Below are 18014 nucleotides of genomic sequence, written 5' to 3'. Positions count from 1 at the left end.
CCCGAAACCGGTTTCCATCGATGTCTGCGGCCATCAGCGTGCGGTGCCGGCCCTGCGCTTGGTCCACACGTCGAACGCCACCGCGGCGAGCAGCACCGCGCCCTTGACGAGCATGACCCGCTCACTGGGCGAGCCGATCAGCGACATGCCGTTGTTGATCACCGCCATGATCAGGCCACCGGTGATCGCGCCGACCACCTTGCCCACGCCGCCCTGCACGGCCGCGCCGCCGATGAAGGCCGCGGCGATAGCGTCCAGCTCGAAGCTGTTGCCCGCGGTGGGACCCGCCTGGTTGAGCCGTCCGGCGAAGATGACGCCGGCGATCGCGGACAGCACCCCCATGTTGACGAAGATCCAGAAGACCACCGACTTGACCTTGACGCCGGACATCACGGCCGCCTGCAGGTTCCCGCCGATCGCGTAGATCTGCCGCCCGAACACGGTGCGGTTGGCCATCAGCGAGTACGCCAGCACGAGCGCCGCCAGCAGTACGAGCACCCACGGCAGGTTCTTGAAGCGGGCGAGCTGCACGACGAGGAAGAGGATCAGCGCGGCTCCGGCCGCCATCTTCAGCGCGAACAGCACCAGGGGGTCGACCGCCTGGCCGTAGCCCTTGCGGGCGCTCCGCGTGCGCCACTGCGCGAGGACCATGCCGGCGATCGCGACGATGCCGACCAGCAGGCTGAACAGGTCGGCGCCCCCGAGCGGGCCGAGGCCGACGTTGCCCAGCCAGCCGTCGGTGAAGCCGTTGGCCAGCGTGCGGACCTGGTCGGGGAACGGGCCGATGCCCTGGTTGCCCAGGACGGTGAGGGTCAGCGCCCGGAACAGCAACATGCCGGCCAGCGTGACGATGAACGCGGGGATGCCGAAGTACGCGATCCAGTACCCCTGCCAGGCCCCGATCAGCGCGCCTGCCACGAGCGTGATCAGCAGGGCCGCCGGCCAGGGCACGCCCATGTTCACCATGAGCACCGCGGCCAGCGCGCCGGTGACCGCGACAACCGAGCCGACCGACAGGTCGATGTGCCCCGCGATGATGATCAGGATCATCCCGATCGCGAGGATCAGGATGTAGGAGTTCTGGACGATGATGTTGGAGATGTTCTGCGGCTGCAGCAGTGCGCCGTCGGTCAGCACCGAGAACAACACGATGATCAGCGCGAAGGCGATGTAGATGCCGCTGGAGCGCAGGTTGAGCGACAGCCCGCCGAGCGACACCCGGCCCGGCCGCCCCGGCGCTCCCCCGCCGCCCTTGGCGCCGACCTCCACGTCGGCGGGCGTGATGCTGCTCATGCGAGCTACTCCTGTCCCTTGGTCATGAGATACATGAGGCGTTCCTGCGTGGCCTCCTCGCGCGGCACCTCACCGGTGACGCGCCCCTCCGAGAGCGTGTAGATGCGGTCGCAGAGACCGAGCAGCTCGGGCAGCTCGGACGAGATCACCAGCACGGCCTTGCCCTGCTCCGCCAGACGGTTGATGATCATGTATATCTCGTACTTGGCGCCGACGTCGATGCCCCGGGTCGGCTCGTCGAGGATCAGCACGTCCGGCTCGGTCAGGATCCACTTGGAGAGCACGACCTTCTGCTGGTTGCCGCCGCTCAGCTTGCCGACGACGCTGTCGACGCCGGGCGCCTTGATGTTCATGCTCGCGCGGAACTGCTGGGCGACGCGGTATTCCTCGTACTCGTTGACCCAGCCCCGCCTCGACAGGCCCTTGAGCCAGGCCGCGCTGATGTTGCGCTTGATGTCCTCGATGAGGTTGAGGCCGTACCTCTTGCGGTCCTCGGTGGCGTAGGCGACGCCGTGCCTGATCGCGTCCTGCACGGTGCGGATCTCGATCGGCTCGCCGTTCTTGAAGATCCTTCCGGAGATGTGGACCCCGTACGTCCGCCCGAACACGCTCATCGCCAGCTCGGTGCGGCCGGCGCCCATCAGCCCGGCCAGGCCCACGATCTCACCACGGCGCAGTGTGAGCGAGGCACCGTCGACCACCTTCCGGCCGGGCTGGCTGGGGCTGTAGACCGTCCAGTCCTCGATGCGGAACGCCTCCTCGCCGATCGCCGGCGTGCGCGGCGGGAAGCGGTTGTCGAGGGCGCGGCCGACCATCCCGGAGATGATGCGGTCCTCGGTCACGGAGTCGGCGGCCATGTCCAGGGTCTCGATCGTGCGCCCGTCACGGAGGATCGTGACGGAGTCGGCGATCGCGGTCACCTCGTTGAGCTTGTGCGAGATGATCACGCACGTGATGCCCTCGTCCCTGAGCCCGCGCAGCAGGTCGAGCAGGTGGGCCGAGTCCTCGTCGTTGAGCGCCGCGGTCGGCTCGTCGAGGATGAGGAGCCTGACCTCCTTCGACAGCGCCTTGGCGATCTCCACGAGCTGCTGCTTGCCGACGCCGATGTCGGCGACCGTCGTCGTCGGGTTCTCGCGCAGGCCGACCCGCTTCAGCAGCTCACCGGCCTCGTAGTTGGTGCGGTTCCAGTCGATGACGCCGCGCGTGGCCCGCTCGTTGCCGAGGTAGATGTTCTCCGCGATCGACAGCTGCGGGCACAGCGCCAGCTCCTGGTGGATGATGACGATGCCGGCGCGCTCGCTGTCGCGGATGCCGCCGAACTCGCAGCGCCTGCCCTCGAAGGTGATCTCGCCTTCGTACTGGCCGTGGGGATAGACCCCGGACAGCACCTTCATCAACGTCGACTTGCCGGCGCCGTTCTCGCCGCAGATCGCGTGGATCTCACCGCGCCGGACCGCCAGGTTGACGTCCTGCAGGGCCTTCACCCCGGGGAATGTCTTGGTGATCCCGCTCATCCGCAAGATGTGCTCGGTCATGTGCCCCCCGCTCAGGGAGGGCCCGGGGACTCCTCCCCGGGCCCGGATCCCTACTTGAGCTGGTCCTCGGTGTAGTAGTTGCTGCCGATGAGGACTTCCTTGTAGTTGTCCTTGTCGACGATCACCGGGTCCAGCAGGTACGACGGAACGACCTTGTTGCCGTTGTTGTAGTCCGTGGTGTTGTTCACCTCGGGCTTCTGGCCCTTCAGCACCGCGTCGGCCATCTTCACGGTCTGCTCCGCGAGCTTGCGGGTGTCCTTGAAGATGGTGGAGTACTGCTCATCGGCGATGATCGACTTGACCGACGCCAGCTCGGCGTCCTGACCGGTCACGACCGGGTACGGCTGGCCGCTGGTGCCGTAGCCGGAGCTCTTGAGCGCCGACAGGATGCCGATGGACAGCCCGTCGTACGGCGAGAGCACGCCGTCGACCTTGGCGTCACCGGTGTAGGTCTTGGTGAGGATGTCCTCCATGCGCTTCTGCGCCGTGGCGGGGTCCCACCGCAGGATGGCGGCCTGCTTGAAGTCGGTCTGGCCGCTCTTGACCTTCAGCGTGCCGTCGTCGATCTTCGGCTTGAGCACCGACATCGCGCCGTTCCAGAAGAAGGTGGCGTTGTTGTCGTCGGGCGAGCCGCCGAACAGCTCGACGTTGAACGGGCCCTTCTTGCCGCTGTCGACACCGAGGCCCTTCAGCAGCGAGGTCGCCTGCTGCACGCCGACCTTGAAGTTGTCGAAGGTGGCGTAGTAGTCGACGTTCGGGCTGTTGCGGATGAGCCGGTCGTAGGCGATGACCGGGATCTTGTTGTCCGCGGCCTCCTGCAGCTGCGAGGTGAGCGCGGTGCCGTCGATCGAGGCGATGATCAGGAGCTTGGCGCCCTTGGTGATCTGGTTCTCGATCTGGTTGACCTGGGTGGGGATGTCGTTCTCGGCGTACTGGAGGTCCACCTTGTAGCCGAGGGCCTCGAGCTGCTGCTTGACGTTGTCGCCGTCGTGGATCCAGCGCTCCGACGACTTGGTCGGCATGGTGACGCCGATCAGGGCCCCGGCGTTGCCGGCCGCGGAGGACGCGGACGCCTCGACGTCCACCGTCTTCTGGCTGGAGCCGCAGGCCGTCATGGTCGCGGCGAGCGCGATGGCGGACACCACGCCCCCGATTCGTAGCAACCTCATATGCATCTCCTTGGTTGGGGGGTGGCCGCACAACTGGATGCGGCCGATAGAAGGGATAGGACTTTTCCGCACATCAAGGAGTTCGGCGGCGCGAGCCCCCCGAGAACACGCGCTGCAGGAGGATGAAGACGAAGAGCAGCAGACCAATGAAGATCCTGGTCCACCACGAGCTGAGCGTGCCCTCGAAGCTGATGATCGTCTGGATCAGTCCCAGCACGAGCACGCCGAGCACGGTGCCGAGCAGGAAGCCGCTCCCGCCGGTCAGCAGCGTGCCGCCGATGACGACCGCGGCGATCGCGTCCAGCTCCATGCCCACGGCGCTCAGTCCGTAGCCCGACAGCGAGTAGAAGGCGAACAGCAGGCCGCCGAGGGCCGAGCAGAAGCCGCTGATCGTGTAGACCGCGATCTTCGTACGGGCCACCGGCAGACCCATGAGCAGGGCCGACTGCTCGCTGCCGCCGGTCGCGTAGACGTTGCGGCCGAGCCGGGTGTAGTGCAGCACGTACGCCGCGATCAGCACGACCACCACCGCGATCACCGCGCTCGGGGAGACCGACAGGTCGCCGCCGAGGTTGATCCGCGTCTGGGCGATGTCGGTGAACGTCTGGTTCTCGATCGGGATCGACTCGGTGCTGATCGTGTAGCACAGGCCGCGGGCGAGGAACATGCCGGCCAGCGTGACGATGAACGGCTGGATCTCGAAGTAGTGGATGATCGCGCCCATGGCCAGGCCCAGCACCGCGCCGATCACCAGCACCAGGGCCATGACCGCGTACGCCGGCCAGCCGTCCTTCAGCAGGCTGGCGCTCAGCATCGTGGCGAGCGCGACCACCGAGCCGACCGACAGGTCGATGCCGCCGGTGAGGATCACGAACGTCATGCCGACCGCGACGACCAGCAGGAAGGCGTTGTCGATGAAGACGTTGAGGATGATCTGCCCGGTGGCGAAGTTGTCGTAGCGGATGCCGCCCGCCACGAACATCGCCACGAACAGGCCCGCGGTCACCAGGACAGGGATGTACTTCGGCGGGACCGTACGCCGGCGGAGGTCCCGCAGGCCGGTGATGCTCGTCATGCCGAGACCCTCACCTTCTCTTCGGCCGCCGGGCGCGCCGCGATCGGGCGCCTGCGGCGGTGGAACACCTTCGCGCGGAAGGCCGGGGACTGGATCAGGCAGACGATCGTCACCACGAGCGCCTTGAACAGCAGCGTCGTCTCCGGCGGGACGCCGATCGAGTAGATCGTGGTGGTCAGCGTCTGGATGATGAGGGCGCCCAGCACGGTGCCGCTCAGCGAGAAGCGGCCGCCGGACAGCGGGGTGCCGCCGATGACGACGGCGAGGATCGCGTCCAGCTCGATCCACAGGCCGGCGTTGTTGCCGTCGGCGCTGGAGACGTTCGAGCTGATCATGAGTCCGGCGATGCCGGCGCACAGCCCGCAGAACGCGTACACCGTCATGAGCACGCCGCGGGCGCTGATGCCGGCCAGGCGGCTCGCCTCGGCGTTGCCGCCGACCGACTCGATGAGCAGGCCGAGCGCCAGGCGCCGGGTGAGGAACGCGGTGAGCGCGAGCACGACCGCCACGATGATGATCCCGAACGGCAGCGTCAGCCAGTATCCGCCGCCGATCAGCTTGTACGGCGAGCTGTTGACGGTGGTGATCTGGCCGTCGGTGATGAGCTGGGCCAGGCCGCGCCCGGCGACCATAAGGATCAGCGTCGCGATGATCGGCTGGATGCCGATGCCCGCGACGAGGAAGCCGTTCCACGCGCCGAGCACCACCGACAGCACCAGCGCGAGGCCCACGGCCCCGAGCACGCCGCCCACGGAGTTCTGGTCGGACAGGCCGCTGATGCGCAGGCAGGCCAGCGCGCCGGCGATCGCCACGACCGAGCCGACCGACAGGTCGATGCCGCTGGTGGCGATGACCAGCGTCATGCCGAGCGATACCAGGATCAGCGGCGCGCCGAACCGGACGATGTCGATCAGGCTGCCGTAGAGGTGCCCCTCCTTCATCTGGATCTTGAAGAAGTTGTCCGTGAAGAAGAGGTTCAGCGCCAGCAGCGCGACCAGGATGACCAGGGGCCAGAACAGTCGGTGCTTCAGGATCCGGCTCATGATCGGGCTCCGCTCGCGATCGTCTCCGTCAGTGTGTCGGTGGTCAGGCGCTCGTCGTTGTCCAGTTCCGCGACGAGCCGGCGGTCGCGCAACACGCCGACCTTGTGGCTGAGCCGCAGCACCTCCTCCAGCTCGGCGGAGATGAACAGCACGGCCATCCCGCCGTCCGACAGCTCGGCGACGAGACGCTGGATCTCGGCCTTGGCGCCGACGTCGATGCCGCGGGTGGGCTCGTCGAGGATGAGCAGGCGGGGCTCCAGGATGAGCCAGCGGGCCAGCAGCACCTTCTGCTGGTTGCCGCCGCTGAGGTTCTTGATGAGCTGGTCGGGGTTGGCCGGGCGGATGTTCAGCGCGGCGATGTACTTTTCGACCAGTTCGTCCTGCTTGCGCCGTGGGATCGGCCGGGTCCAGCCGCGGGCGGCCTGCAGGGCGAGGATGAGGTTCTCCCGGACCGTCAGGTCGGGGATCAGTCCCTCCGCCCGCCGGTTCTCCGAACAGAAGGCCAGCTTCCTGGAGACCGCGGATCGGGGCGTGCGCAGGTTGACCTGCTCGCCGCCGATCTTCAGCGATCCGGTGCCGGCGTGGTCGGCTCCGAACAGCAGCCGGGCGATCTCCGTACGGCCCGAACCGAGCAGCCCGGCCAGGCCGACGACCTCGCCCTCGTGGATGGTGAGCGTGAACGGCTGGATGGCGCCGGTGCGGCCCAGTTGCTCGGCCTCCACCAGCGGGGCGCCCTCGCGGGCCGGCGGGCGCTCCTCCAGCTTCTCCAGGTCGGCCAGCTCGCGGCCGATCATCTTGCCGATCAGCTCGACCTGGCTCAGCTCGCTGGTGAGGTACTCCCCCACGAGAGTGCCGTTGCGCAGGACCGTCATCCGGTCGGAGATCTCGTAGATCTGGTCGAGGAAGTGCGAGACGAACAGGATCGCGATGCCCTGCTCCTTGAGCCTGCGCATCACCCGGAAGAGCTGGGCGACCTCGCCCGCGTCGAGGCTGGAGGTGGGCTCGTCGAGGATGAGCACCTTCGCGTCGATGTCGACGGCCCGCGCGATCGCGACCATCTGCTGGATCGCCAGCGAGTACGACGACAGGGGCGCCGACACGTCGAGGTCGAGGTCGAGCCGGGCGAGGATCTCCGCGGCCCGGCGGCGCATCGCCTTCCACTGGATGCGGCCGAGCCGGCGGGGCTCACGGCCGATGAAGATGTTCTCCGCCACCGACAGGTTCGCGCAGAGGTTGACCTCCTGGTAGACGGTGCTGATGCCCGCCTGCTGCGCGGCGAGGGGGCTGGAGAAGGCGACCGGCCGGCCCTCCAGCTCGATCTCGCCTGCGTCGATGTCGTAGACGCCGGTCAGCACCTTGATCAAGGTGGACTTGCCTGCGCCGTTCTCCCCCATCAGCGCGTGGACCTCGCCCGGAAGCAGCCGGAAGTCGACGCCGTCCAGTGCCTTCACGCCGGGGAACTGCTTGCCGATCCCGCTCATCCGCAGGATCGGCGCGGGTGCGGCCATGCGGCGCCCCTCTCTGTGTCTCCCGCTCACCATCGGAGCGCGCACTCCTCCGGATCGCTCGATCCTCGTGTCTCGTCGTCATGGGCGCCGCCCCGCGGCGGGGGCGGCCCGGAATCCGATCAGTACTTGCGGTTGGGCAGGGCCTCCTTGGCCTGCTCCTGGGTGAAGGTGGTCTCCTCGGTGACCACCCGCTGGGGCACCTGCTCGCCCTTGACGACCTTCTTGGCGAGGTCCATGAGCTGGGTGCCGAGCAGCGGGGAGCACTCGACGATGAAGTTGATCTTGCCGTCGGCGAGAGCCTGCATGCCGTCGTGCACCGCGTCGACCGTGATGATCTTGATGTCCTTACCCGGGACCTTGCCCGCGCCCTCGATCGCCTCGATGGCGCCGAGGCCCATGTCGTCGTTGTGCGCGTACAGCACGTCGATCTTGGGGTTGGACTTCAGGAAGGCCTCCATGACCTCCTTGCCCTTGGCCCGGGTGAAGTCGCCGCTCTGCGAAGCGATGATCTTGAACTTCGGGTCGGCGGAGATGACCTGCTGGAAGCCGGCCTTGCGGTCGTTGGCGGGCGCGGAGCCGGTGGTGCCCTCCAGCTGGACGATGTTCACGTCGTCCTTGCTGTCCTTGTACTGGTCGACCAGCCACTGACCGGCCTTCTTGCCCTCCTCGACGAAGTCGGAGCCGAGGAAGGTCTTGTACAGGCTGGTGTCCTTGGAATCCACGGCCCGGTCGGTGAGGATGACCGGGATCTTCGCGTTCTGCGCCTCCTTGAGGACGGTGTCCCAGCCCGACTCCACCACCGGCGAGAAGGCGATGACGTCGACCTTCTGCTGGATGTAGGAGCGGATGGCCTTGATCTGGTTCTCCTGCTTCTGCTGAGCGTCGGAGAACTTCAGCTCGATGCCGGCCGCCTTGGCGGACTCCTGGATGTCCTTGGTGTTGGCGGTGCGCCAGCCGCTTTCCGCGCCGACCTGGGCGAAGCCCATCACGAGCTTTCCGTCGTCGGCGCCACCGCCGGACGAACCGCCGCTGCCGCCACTGCTGCTGCTGCAACCGGCCATCGTCAGGGCCGTGGCACCGGCCAGGATCAGTGCCGAGATCCTCTTCAACACTGTGGGGATCCTTTCTAACTGTTAGCGCTAACACCTACGGCACAGCGCTGGTCATCAATGTGTTTCCGTACGGCTAGCGCGCGGCGACGGCCGTGCTTCCCCTGAGCACGAACTGGGGAGGCACGACAAGACGCTCATGGGGCAACGCCTCGCCCGACTCGATCTGCCGGAGCAGCACGTCGATGCTGCGCCTGCCTACGGCCCCGAAGTCCTGTCTGATGGTGGTGAGCGGCGGGGAGAAGAACTCCGACTCAGGGATGTCGTCGAAGCCCACGATGCTGATCTGCTCGGGGACTTTCACCCCCTCCTCCGTGAACGCGCGCAGGAGACCGAGCGCCATCTGGTCGTTGGCGACGAACACCGCGGTGACGTCGCCGGCCATGGCGGCGAGCTCCTTGCCGGCGTGGTAGCCCGATCGGGGGCTCCAGTCGCCGGTCAGCATGCCGGGGACGGGCCGCCCCGCGGCGGTCAGCACCGCGCGCCAGCCCTCGATCCGGCCCTCGGCCTCCAGCCAGTCCGCCGGGCCGCTGACATGCCAGACGGTCTCGTGCCCGAGGTCGAGCAGGTGCGAGGTCGCCAGCCTGGCGCCCTCGACCTGGTCGACGCTCACCACGGAGACCTCGCCCTGATGCCAGCCCTCGACGGCCACGGCGGGCATGCCCGCCGGCAGGTCGTCGAGCGCCCGGGCCGCCGACCGCTGCGGGGCGACGACGACGATGCCGTCCACGCCCTGCTCGGCGAGGTAGCCGATCGCGTCGTTCACGCCGGCCCTGTCGATGGTCCGCAGGCTCACGATGCTCACGAAGTAGCCCGCGTCCCTCGCGGCCTGCTCGATTCCGTATACCGTGCTCGCCGGGCCGTACAGCGTCGTGTCGAAGCTGACCACGCCCAGCGTGCGCGAGTGCTTGGTGACCAGGGCCCGGGCGACGAGGTTGCGGCGGTAACCGAGCTGGTCGATGGCCCGCATGACCCGGGTGCGGGTCTCGGCGCGGACGTTCGGATGGTCGTTGAGCACCCGCGAGACCGTCTGGTGCGACACTCCGGCCAGCCTGGCCACGTCGGCCATGACGGGCGGGCGGCGGTCGACGTTGGGTCCCACTGGCGCTCCTCTCAACTGCTTGGGAAGACTGTGAGCGTTAACACGACCCGCCGTCAAGGTGGTGGCCGATTACGGTCCGGTCACACCGAAACATCGCGTTAACGTCCTATTGACGGACATGCCGCATGGCCCTTAACTGGTGGCCGAATCCAGCTTGTTAGCGCTCACTTCGCGACCACCTCGTGATGTTAACGCTAACAGAAACCGGAGGAGCCCCCCGAATGAGCAGAAAGGCCTGGTCACTGGCCTTGTCGGCGGCCCTGGCGAGCGGTGTGGTGAGCGGCGCGTTCTCCACCGCGCCGGCTCAGGCCGAAACCACCGACCCGATCCCCGCCGGCGCGGCCGTCGACCAGTTCGACGCCGCCGCGCTCGGTCCCGACTGGCAGGTTCTCAACCCCGACAACACCCAGTGGTCCCTGAGCGAGCGGCCCGGCAGCCTGCGGATCCACTCGCTGAAGGGCGACACCTATCAGACCGACAACTCGGCCAAGAACATCTTCCTCATGGACGTCCCCGCCGGGGACTTCGAGGTCGTCACGAAATTCAGCGCCCCGGTCGCGCTGGACTACCAGAGCGCCGGCATCTTCGCCTGGCAGGACTGGGACAACTACGTCCGCGCCGGTCTCGCGCACGTCGGCTCGTCCGGGGGCAACGTCATCGAGACCGACACCGAAGTGAAGGCGGCCTTCACCGCGGCCTTCGCGAGCCGCTCCGGATCCACGGGGGAGATCCTCAAGCTGGCGAGGTCGGGCAACCAGTTCACCTCGTCGTACTGGGACGGCTCGGCCTGGGTGCAGGCGTCCAAGGTCACCGCCGCGCTGGACGTCAAGCAGGTCGGCCTGTTCGCGCTGTCCGCGCAGAACGGCACGCCGATCGCGGCCGACTTCGACTACTTCGCGGTCAAGGCGGCCGAGGGCAAGGCGATCGTCCCGTCCGGCGCGTTCACGCTGCGCGCGGCCGGCTCCGCGCCGTACCTGTCGGCCGACAAGGACGGGCAGGTCGTCGCCTCCGACGCCCAGGCCATGACGAGCCTCGCGGTCACCGCCGAGGACAAGGGCGACGGCACGGTGGCGCTCAAGGACCTGAGCGGCAAGGGCTACCTGCAGGTCGCCGACGACTCCACGGTGCGCCTCGGCTCCACGGCTGGAGCGTTCCAGCTCCGTGACGCCGGCGGCGGCAAGGTGTACCTGTCGGCCGGGGACAGGCGGATCGCGGTCAGCGACGGCAGACTCGTCGCCACAGGCCAGAGCACGACGACGCAGGGGACGAAGTTCCAAGTCGAGGGCTACGCCAAGGACGTCGGCGAGCTCAAGGTGGACACCACCGCCGCCGGCACCAAGGTCAGCCCCAACCTGTACGGCATCTTCTACGAGGACATCAACCACGCGGCCGACGGCGGCCTGTACGCCGAGCTCGTGCAGAACCGGTCCTTCGAGTTCAACTCGGTCGACAACCGGAACTACAACGGCCTGACCGCGTGGACCAAGGTCGGGCGCGGCGGCGCGACCGGCACGGCCGCGGTGTCCGGCGACCAGCCGCTGAACAGCAACAACCGCAACTTCCTGCGGCTGGACATCACGAACCCGGGCGCCGGCTACGGCGTGAGCAACGCCGGCTTCAACAAGGGCATCGCGGTCCAGGCCGGCAAGACCTACGACCTGTCGCTGTTCGCCCGGCGCACCGGCGGCGGCCCGATCACCGCGTCCGTCGAGAGCACGGACGGCTCCAAGGTGTACGGCACCGCCACGATCGACGTCCAGTCGGCCGACTGGAAGAAGTACACCGCGACGATCACCGCGAACGAGACCACGGACGCCGCGCGCCTGGTCGTGCTGGCCGGCGGCACCGGCCGGGTCGACCTCGACATGATCTCGCTGTTCCCCGAGGACACCTTCAAGGGCCGCCAGAACGGCATGCGCAAGGACATCGCCGAGACGATCGCCGCGCTCAAGCCGCGGTTCCTGCGCTTCCCCGGCGGTTGCGTGACCAACGTCGGCACCTACGACCCGTACTCGCTCAACCAGGACCGGCGCCGCATCTACCAGTGGAAGGAGACGCTCGGCCCGGTCGAGGAGCGGCCGACGAACTTCAACTTCTGGGGCTACAACCAGACGTACGGCATCGGCTACTACGAGTACTTCCAGTTCGCCGAGGACCTGGGCGCCGAGCCGCTGCCGGTGCTGTCGGTGGGCGTCAACGGCTGCAACGAGAACCGGCCGCTCACCGACGAGGCCAAGCTCCAGCGGTGGGTCCAGGACACGCTCGACCTGATCGAGTTCGCCAACGGCCCGGCCGACTCCACCTGGGGTTCCAAGCGGGCCGCCATGGGCCACCCCAAGCCGTTCGACCTCAAGTACATCGGCCTCGGCAACGAGGAGATCTACACCGAGTTCTTCACGAACTTCCCCAAGTTCGCGAACGCGATCCGGGCCAAGTACCCGAACATCAAGATCCTCTCGAACGCCGGCCAGACGTCCCAGGGCTCCTGGTTCGACCGGATGTGGCAGTTCGCCCGTGACCAGAAGGCCGACCTGGTCGACGAGCACTACTACAACGACCCGAGCTGGTTCCTGGCCAACAACCACCGTTACGACACCTACGACCGGAGCGGCCCGCACGTGTTCGTCGGCGAGTACGCCTCGAAGGGCAACACGTACTGGAACGCGCTGACCGAGGCGTCGTACCTGACCGGCATCGAGCGCAACTCCGACGTCGTCGACCTGGCGTCGTACGCGCCGCTGCTGTCCAACGTCGACTACGTCAACTGGACGCCGGACCTCATCTGGTTCGACAACGACCAGGTCTACGGCTCGCCCAGCTACTACGTGCAGCGCCTGTTCTCCCGCAACGTGGGCGACACCGTGCTGCCGAGCACCTACAAGGCGAGCCCGCTGCCCGTGGACGACATCAAGGGCGCCATCGGACTCGGCTCCTGGAGCACGCAGGTCCGCTACGACGACGTCAAGGTGACCGGGGCCGACGGCACGGTCCTGTTCAGCGACGACTTCTCGAACGGCACGGGCAAGTGGACCCCCGGCCAGGGGACGTGGGCGGTGCAGGACGGCGCGTACGTCCAGACGGCCAACGTGACCGACGCCCGGTCCACGGCCGGCTCGACCGACTGGTCCAACTACACGCTGGAGGTCACCGCTCGCAAGACCGGCGGCGCCGAGGGCTTCCTGGTGATGTTCGGTGCGAAGGACACCGGCAACTTCTACTGGTGGAACATCGGCGGCTGGAACAACACCCAGTCGGCCGTCGAGAAGGCGACGAACGGCTCCAAGTCGTCGATCGCGACGTCGAGCACCACGGTCCAGACCGGTCGCGACTACAAGATCAAGATCCAGGTCTCCGGACGGCACATCACCACCTGGCTGGACGGCCAGAAGATCAACGACTTCACCGACAACGCCGCCGTCGAGCCGCTCTACCAGGTGGTCTCGAAGGACAGCGGCACCGGCGACGTGGTGATCAAGGCCGTCAACGTCCAGGACACCGCCGTGCGCAGCACGGTCGACCTCGGCGGCGCCAAGATCGCCCCGAAGGCCGTCGTCACCTCGCTGACCGGCGACCCCGCCGCCGTCAACTCGCTCGCCGAGCCCACGAAGATCTCCCCGGTCGAGCGGGAGGTGAGCGGATTCTCCTCCGCCTTCACCTACGACTTCCCGGCCCACTCGGTGACGTTCATCCGCCTCGGCAAGGACACCAGGACCGACACGACCGTCACCGCCCACGCGTCGCCCAAGCAGGTGAAGCAGGGCAAGAAGGTCCAGGTCCACTACAGCGTGGACCCGGAGGGCGCGACCGGTCAGATGACCGTGTCCGAGGGTGCCACGATCCTCGGCGAGGGGACGCTCAACCCCGGCGGCCAGGGCAAGACCGAACTCGGCCTCGACCTGCCGGCCGGCACGCACGAGCTCACCGTCTCCTACTCCGGCGACGCCCGCTTCCGGCCGTCGGCCACCACGGTGACGCTGGAGGTGAAGCCGTAACAAGCGGCCGCCCGGGGTGCGCCATCTCACCAGGCACCGGCGCCCCGGGCGGCTCCCCCCGAGCGGCGGCAGGCGTGGACACGCCTGCCGCCGCCCTCACATGTGTCCCCTTTTTCAGGGGCTGACGCCGGTGCTCTCCCTCACCACGAGTTCGGGCTCCACCATGCGCCTGGCCTCGCCTTCCACCCCGGCGATACGGTCCAGCAGGAGCTGGAACGCCTGCCGGCCGACCTCGCCGAAGTTCTGCCGGACGGTGGTCAGCGGCGGCCAGAAGTAGGCCGCCTCGGGGACGTCGTCGAACCCGACGACGCTCACGTCCTCGGGGACCCGCCGGCCCGTCTCGCGCAGGGCCCGCAGCACGCCCATCGCCATGTGGTCGTTGGCCACGAAGATCGCCGTCACGTCGGGCTCACGGGCGAGCCGCTTGCCGATCTCGTAGCCGGAGTGGGCGGTCCAGTCGCCGACCAGCGGCTCGGGCACCTCCCTGCCCTCCGCCTCCAGCGCCGACCGCCAGCCGGCCACCCGGCCGCTCGCGTCGATCCAGTTGGGCGGGCCCGACAGGTGCCAGACGGTGCGGTGACCGAGACTGAGCAGGTGGCGGGTGGCCCGGGCGGCGCCGGCGTACTGGTCCACCGCCGCCACCGGCACCGGCAGGTCCGTGCCTCCGCCGACGTCGACCACCGGGAGTCCGGGGGGAAGGTGCCGGAGCCCCTCGGCGGCCGACTCGTGCGGCGCGACGACGATGACGCCGTCCACGGACTGGGACCGCAGGCGGTCGATTCCCCTGGTGATCCAGCTGCGGTTGAGCGCGGGCAGGCTGGCGATGCTGACCAGGTAGTCGCTGTCCCTGGCGGCCTGCTCGATGCCGAACAACGTGGAGGCCGGGCCGTACAGGGTGGTGTCGAAGCAGACGACCCCCAGCACGCCCGAGCGGCCGGTCACCAGGACCCGCGCCGCGGAATTGGGCCGGTAGTCGAGCTCGCGGACCGCCGCGAGAACGCGCGCCCGGGTCTCCGGGCGCACCTTCTCCGGGGCGTTCAGCACTCTCGACACCGTCATCGCCGACACTCCTGCCAGCTCCGCGACGTCCTCCATGACCGCCGCCTTCGGGCGTTCGGTCGGGCTCTCTCCAGGCCGGACCTTCGTCATCCGCCGCGCCCCGCTCATTCCGGATCAGGTTTCCTGACTGTTTGCGATAACAGCGAGCCGTGTCAATACCGTGATGATCACTGTTGCGTCACGAGCCCGCTGAGGAACGTTCCGCCTGGTGACCACGTACGCGCAAGGCCCCCAGCTCATGGTATCGCTAACAGGTCCTCGGGCTTCTGCGTTAGCCCGGGGTGAGTCAACACGGGGCGCCGCGAAGTTCCCCCCGGGCGAGCCAGGTGAGGGCGCACAGGAGCACGATCGCCCCGCCCACCTGTACGGCCGACATGCGCTCCCCCAGCAGCACGACGCCGATGACGGCGGCGACGAGAGGTTCGAGCAGGGAGAGGACCGCCGCCGTGGTGCCGCCGACGACGCGCAACCCCGCGAAGAACAACCCGTACGCGAGCGCCGTCGGCACCGCCGCCAGGTAGCCGAGCAGCAGCACGTTGGTCACGGTGTGCCCGGCGGGCATCAGCCCTCCGGCAGCGGCGAGCGGGAGCAGGCAGGCCGCGCCTCCGGCGAACCCCCATACGGCCACGCCGTCGGCGGGCATCCGGCGGGTCGTGAGCGTGACGAGGGAGTAGGCCGCCGCCGACAGCAACGCGTAGCCGGCGCCCGCCGGGGTGACCGTCCGCGCGCCTCCCGTGAGCATGGCCAGCCCGGCGACGGCGAGCGCGCCGCAGGCGAGGCCAGTGCGGCCCAGCGGCTCGCCCAGGAAGACGCGGCCACCGGCCGCCACCAGAAGCGGGGTGGCGCCCATCGTGATCATCGTGGCGACCGCGACACCGGCCTCGGCGATCGCCGCGAAGTAGGCCACCTGGCATACCGCCATCGCCGGGCCGACGAGCAGCACCGCCCGCCAGGAGGGGCGGCTGCGGGCGACGGCGAGCAGGAGCGCCGCGCCGCAGGCGAAGCGCCAGAACGACACGGCGACGGGACTCAGTTGTCCCGCGCCGTGCAGGACAGCCCCCGCCGCTCCCCCGGTTCCCCAGGCGATCGCGGCGGCGGACACGTAGACGAGGCCCTGCCGTACGGACAGGGCTGGAGCGTGGTTCATCGACGTCTCTCCAGTGAGGTGGGCCCGATTCCCGCAGGCGGGCAGGGACCACCGGCCGGGCCGCCCAGGCCCGGCTCACCGGATGGCGCCGCCCGCTAGCGGGCGGGCGGCGGAGAGACGATCAATGTCATGCGGGCACGGTAACGGGTCCGCCCGGCCCGCCGCATCACCATTTCGGCACTTTCGGGGGTGCCGGTGCGCGCGGCGGGAGGCGGAAGGCTTAGTCTTGCATCGTGGCAGCCCGAGGCGAGGTCAGGTCGCCTCGGGCTGTCCGCTTCAGGAAGCCGAGGATGCGTGACCAGGCGTCGGCGCAGGCCTCCGCCAGCTCCGGGCGGCCGAGCTCGAAGAAGCTGTGCGGCGCTCCCGGATAGGTGACGAACTCGTGGGCCACGCCCGCGCCTTCCAGCGCCTCGCCGAACGCGTGCACCACCTCGGAGGAGATGCCCTCGTCCGCGCCGCCGAACAACCCCAGGATCGGCCCGCGCAGCTCGCCCGCCATCTGGGTGGGGCCGGGGTTGCCGAACAGCACGTCCGGATATCCGTACAGGCCGATGGCCCCGGCGAGCCCGAAGGCGGGCAGGGCCGTCATGAACGCGAGCCTGCCGCCGAAGCAGAAGCCGAGCGAGACGACCTGCTCGTTCGCCTCGGCCCGTAGGTGCGCGGCGCCTGCGGCGATGTCGGCGAACAGCGTGTCCTTGTGCGCCTTGCCCAGGTGCTCCATGAACGGGAAGTCGCTGCCGGAGCGCGGATCGGTCCCGGCCGTACGCCCGAAGTAGTCGATGGCGAGCGCGGTGTGCCCCTGCTCGGCGAGCCGTTCTGTGAGGCGCTCGTAGAATCCCGACAGTCCCCGGTTGTCCGGCAGGACGAGCACCGCGGGACCGGACGGGCGCCCGGGGCGGGACAGGTGAGCAGCGAACCTCGCCCCGTCGGCCGAGGTCAGCACGAGACGCTCGGACGTGACGGTCGTGACCGGAGAACCGTAGACGGGCGGCACGGCATCGGGCTCGTAACACACGGGCGACATCCCTTTCGCTGTATTCATCGGATACGCCCGTGAGGCTATAAGACGGATTTCACATCATATCAGGACGAAATAAATTTCCGATCTCTCGCGAATAACGAATAGGCCCGCCTCCCGGGTCGTGGGAGACGGGCCTATTCGCGTGGATCAGATCACCGGGCCGGGCGTGTCACGCGGCGGCACCGGGCCGGTGCCGGGGACGGGACCCGTGCCGGGAGCGGGCGGGATCGGGCCGGTGCCGGGCGGGGGCAGCGGCGTCTCGCGCGGATACTCGGGGTTCACGGTCCGGGGCGGCATCGGCTCGCCGATGTCGTAGCCCGTGCCGGAGCCGCCGAGGCCCGTGCCGCCCTGCTGGTGCGGGCCCGGGACCTCGCCGCGCCAGCCGCCGGTCTCGCTGCCGCGCGACTCGATGAACGTCTTGAAACGCTCCAGGTCGCCCTTGACGCGCATGCGGACGATCTGCAGGGCGTCCGCCGCCTTCTCCAGGAAGCCCTCGGGGTCGTACTCCATCTGCAGCGTGACGCGGGTCGTGTTGTCGTCGATCCGGTGGAAGGTGACGACGCCGGCCTGCCGCGGCGTGTCCACCGAGCGCCAGGCCACCCTCTCGTCCGGGTGCTGCTCGGTGATCTCCGCCTCGAACTCGCGGCGGACGCCCGCGATCTCGACGACCCAGTCGGTGCGCGTGTCGCCGATCTGCTTGACCGACTCCACGCCTTCCATGAACTCCGGGAAGCTCTCGAACTGCGTCCACTGGTTGTACGCGGTGCGGATCGGGACATTCACATCGATGGACTGTTCGATCGAGCTCATGCCTTCTCCTCTCTCGTGGGTCTCTGCCCTACGCCTGCCCTGAGAGAAGGACGTAAACCCAGGTGCGCGGCCTCAACGCGGCCGCCTCCTCGTGGTGCACCAGCACGAACCTGACACGGTCGGATTGGCGGCGCAGCCCTTCCATGATGCC

General features: G+C 68.6%; 13 protein-coding genes. 1 reads left to right on the top strand and 12 read right to left on the bottom strand.

All coding sequences use genetic code 11. From position 1 onward, the window contains the following. Nucleotides 1–33: 33 nt before the first annotated feature. The 8 genes from mmsB to B1L11_RS21145 form a co-directional block, all read right to left on the bottom strand. A complete protein-coding gene (gene mmsB, locus B1L11_RS21180; protein WP_179155259.1) occupies nucleotides 34–1293 on the bottom strand; it encodes a multiple monosaccharide ABC transporter permease in 1260 nt (419 codons plus the stop codon). A gap of 5 nt (nucleotides 1294–1298) precedes the next feature. Beyond that, nucleotides 1299–2828 (bottom strand): multiple monosaccharide ABC transporter ATP-binding protein, encoded by a 1530-nt coding sequence (mmsA, locus tag B1L11_RS21175; protein WP_079316087.1) that lies wholly within the window; start codon nucleotides 2826–2828, stop codon nucleotides 1299–1301. A 50-nt stretch (nucleotides 2829–2878) separates the two neighbouring features. Continuing rightward, the gene (gene chvE / locus B1L11_RS21170) at nucleotides 2879–3997 is read right to left on the bottom strand and encodes a multiple monosaccharide ABC transporter substrate-binding protein (RefSeq protein WP_079316086.1); all 1119 of its coding nucleotides are present in this window, start codon (nucleotides 3995–3997) and stop codon (nucleotides 2879–2881) included. A 73-nt stretch (nucleotides 3998–4070) separates the two neighbouring features. Next, nucleotides 4071–5072, bottom strand: a complete 1002-nt coding sequence (gene yjfF / locus B1L11_RS21165) for a galactofuranose ABC transporter, permease protein YjfF (protein WP_079316085.1) — start codon at nucleotides 5070–5072, stop codon at nucleotides 4071–4073. Further along, nucleotides 5069–6115 carry an ABC transporter permease gene (locus B1L11_RS21160; protein WP_079316084.1) on the bottom strand — a complete coding sequence of 349 codons (1047 nt, stop codon included), beginning with the start codon at nucleotides 6113–6115 and terminating at the stop codon, nucleotides 5069–5071. Before B1L11_RS21160 ends, yjfF begins: the two co-directional genes overlap by 4 nt. Beyond that, complete coding sequence (locus B1L11_RS21155) at nucleotides 6112–7623, bottom strand: sugar ABC transporter ATP-binding protein (RefSeq protein WP_079316083.1); 1512 nt, start codon at nucleotides 7621–7623, stop codon at nucleotides 6112–6114. The genes B1L11_RS21160 and B1L11_RS21155 overlap by 4 nt, the downstream gene beginning before the upstream one ends. 119 nt (nucleotides 7624–7742) lie before the next feature. Beyond that, the gene (locus tag B1L11_RS21150) at nucleotides 7743–8735 is read right to left on the bottom strand and encodes an ABC transporter substrate-binding protein (protein WP_204048857.1); all 993 of its coding nucleotides are present in this window, start codon (nucleotides 8733–8735) and stop codon (nucleotides 7743–7745) included. Between the two features lie 73 nt (nucleotides 8736–8808). Further along, nucleotides 8809–9801, bottom strand: coding sequence for a LacI family DNA-binding transcriptional regulator (locus tag B1L11_RS21145; protein ID WP_079316127.1), 993 nt, complete (start codon nucleotides 9799–9801; stop codon nucleotides 8809–8811). 254 nt (nucleotides 9802–10055) lie between these two features. On the opposite strand from B1L11_RS21145, the gene B1L11_RS21140 reads away from it, so the two are divergent. Further along, nucleotides 10056–13826 carry an alpha-L-arabinofuranosidase C-terminal domain-containing protein gene (locus B1L11_RS21140; RefSeq protein WP_079316082.1) on the top strand — a complete coding sequence of 1257 codons (3771 nt, stop codon included), beginning with the start codon at nucleotides 10056–10058 and terminating at the stop codon, nucleotides 13824–13826. A gap of 114 nt (nucleotides 13827–13940) precedes the next feature. Here B1L11_RS21140 and B1L11_RS21135 read toward each other — a convergent pair whose 3' ends face one another. The 4 genes from B1L11_RS21135 to B1L11_RS21120 form a co-directional block, all read right to left on the bottom strand. Beyond that, the gene (locus B1L11_RS21135; protein WP_226873774.1) at nucleotides 13941–14921 is read right to left on the bottom strand and encodes a LacI family DNA-binding transcriptional regulator; all 981 of its coding nucleotides are present in this window, start codon (nucleotides 14919–14921) and stop codon (nucleotides 13941–13943) included. Nucleotides 14922–15171: 250 nt separating this feature from the next. Further along, the gene (locus B1L11_RS21130; protein ID WP_079316081.1) at nucleotides 15172–16032 is read right to left on the bottom strand and encodes an EamA family transporter; all 861 of its coding nucleotides are present in this window, start codon (nucleotides 16030–16032) and stop codon (nucleotides 15172–15174) included. A 220-nt stretch (nucleotides 16033–16252) separates the two neighbouring features. After that, on the bottom strand, nucleotides 16253–17056 hold the full coding sequence (locus B1L11_RS21125) for a dienelactone hydrolase family protein (RefSeq protein ID WP_143737435.1): 804 nt from the start codon (nucleotides 17054–17056) through the stop codon (nucleotides 16253–16255). Nucleotides 17057–17200: 144 nt separating this feature from the next. Then, nucleotides 17201–17863 carry an SRPBCC family protein gene (locus tag B1L11_RS21120; protein ID WP_079316080.1) on the bottom strand — a complete coding sequence of 221 codons (663 nt, stop codon included), beginning with the start codon at nucleotides 17861–17863 and terminating at the stop codon, nucleotides 17201–17203. Nucleotides 17864–18014 lie beyond the last annotated feature (151 nt).

The organism is Microbispora sp. GKU 823, assembly GCF_002027145.1.
GTDB classification, from domain to species: domain Bacteria; phylum Actinomycetota; class Actinomycetes; order Streptosporangiales; family Streptosporangiaceae; genus Microbispora; species Microbispora siamensis.
The sequence above is the reverse complement of the archived record's forward strand: the minus strand, read 5'-3'. Positions and strand labels throughout refer to the sequence as shown.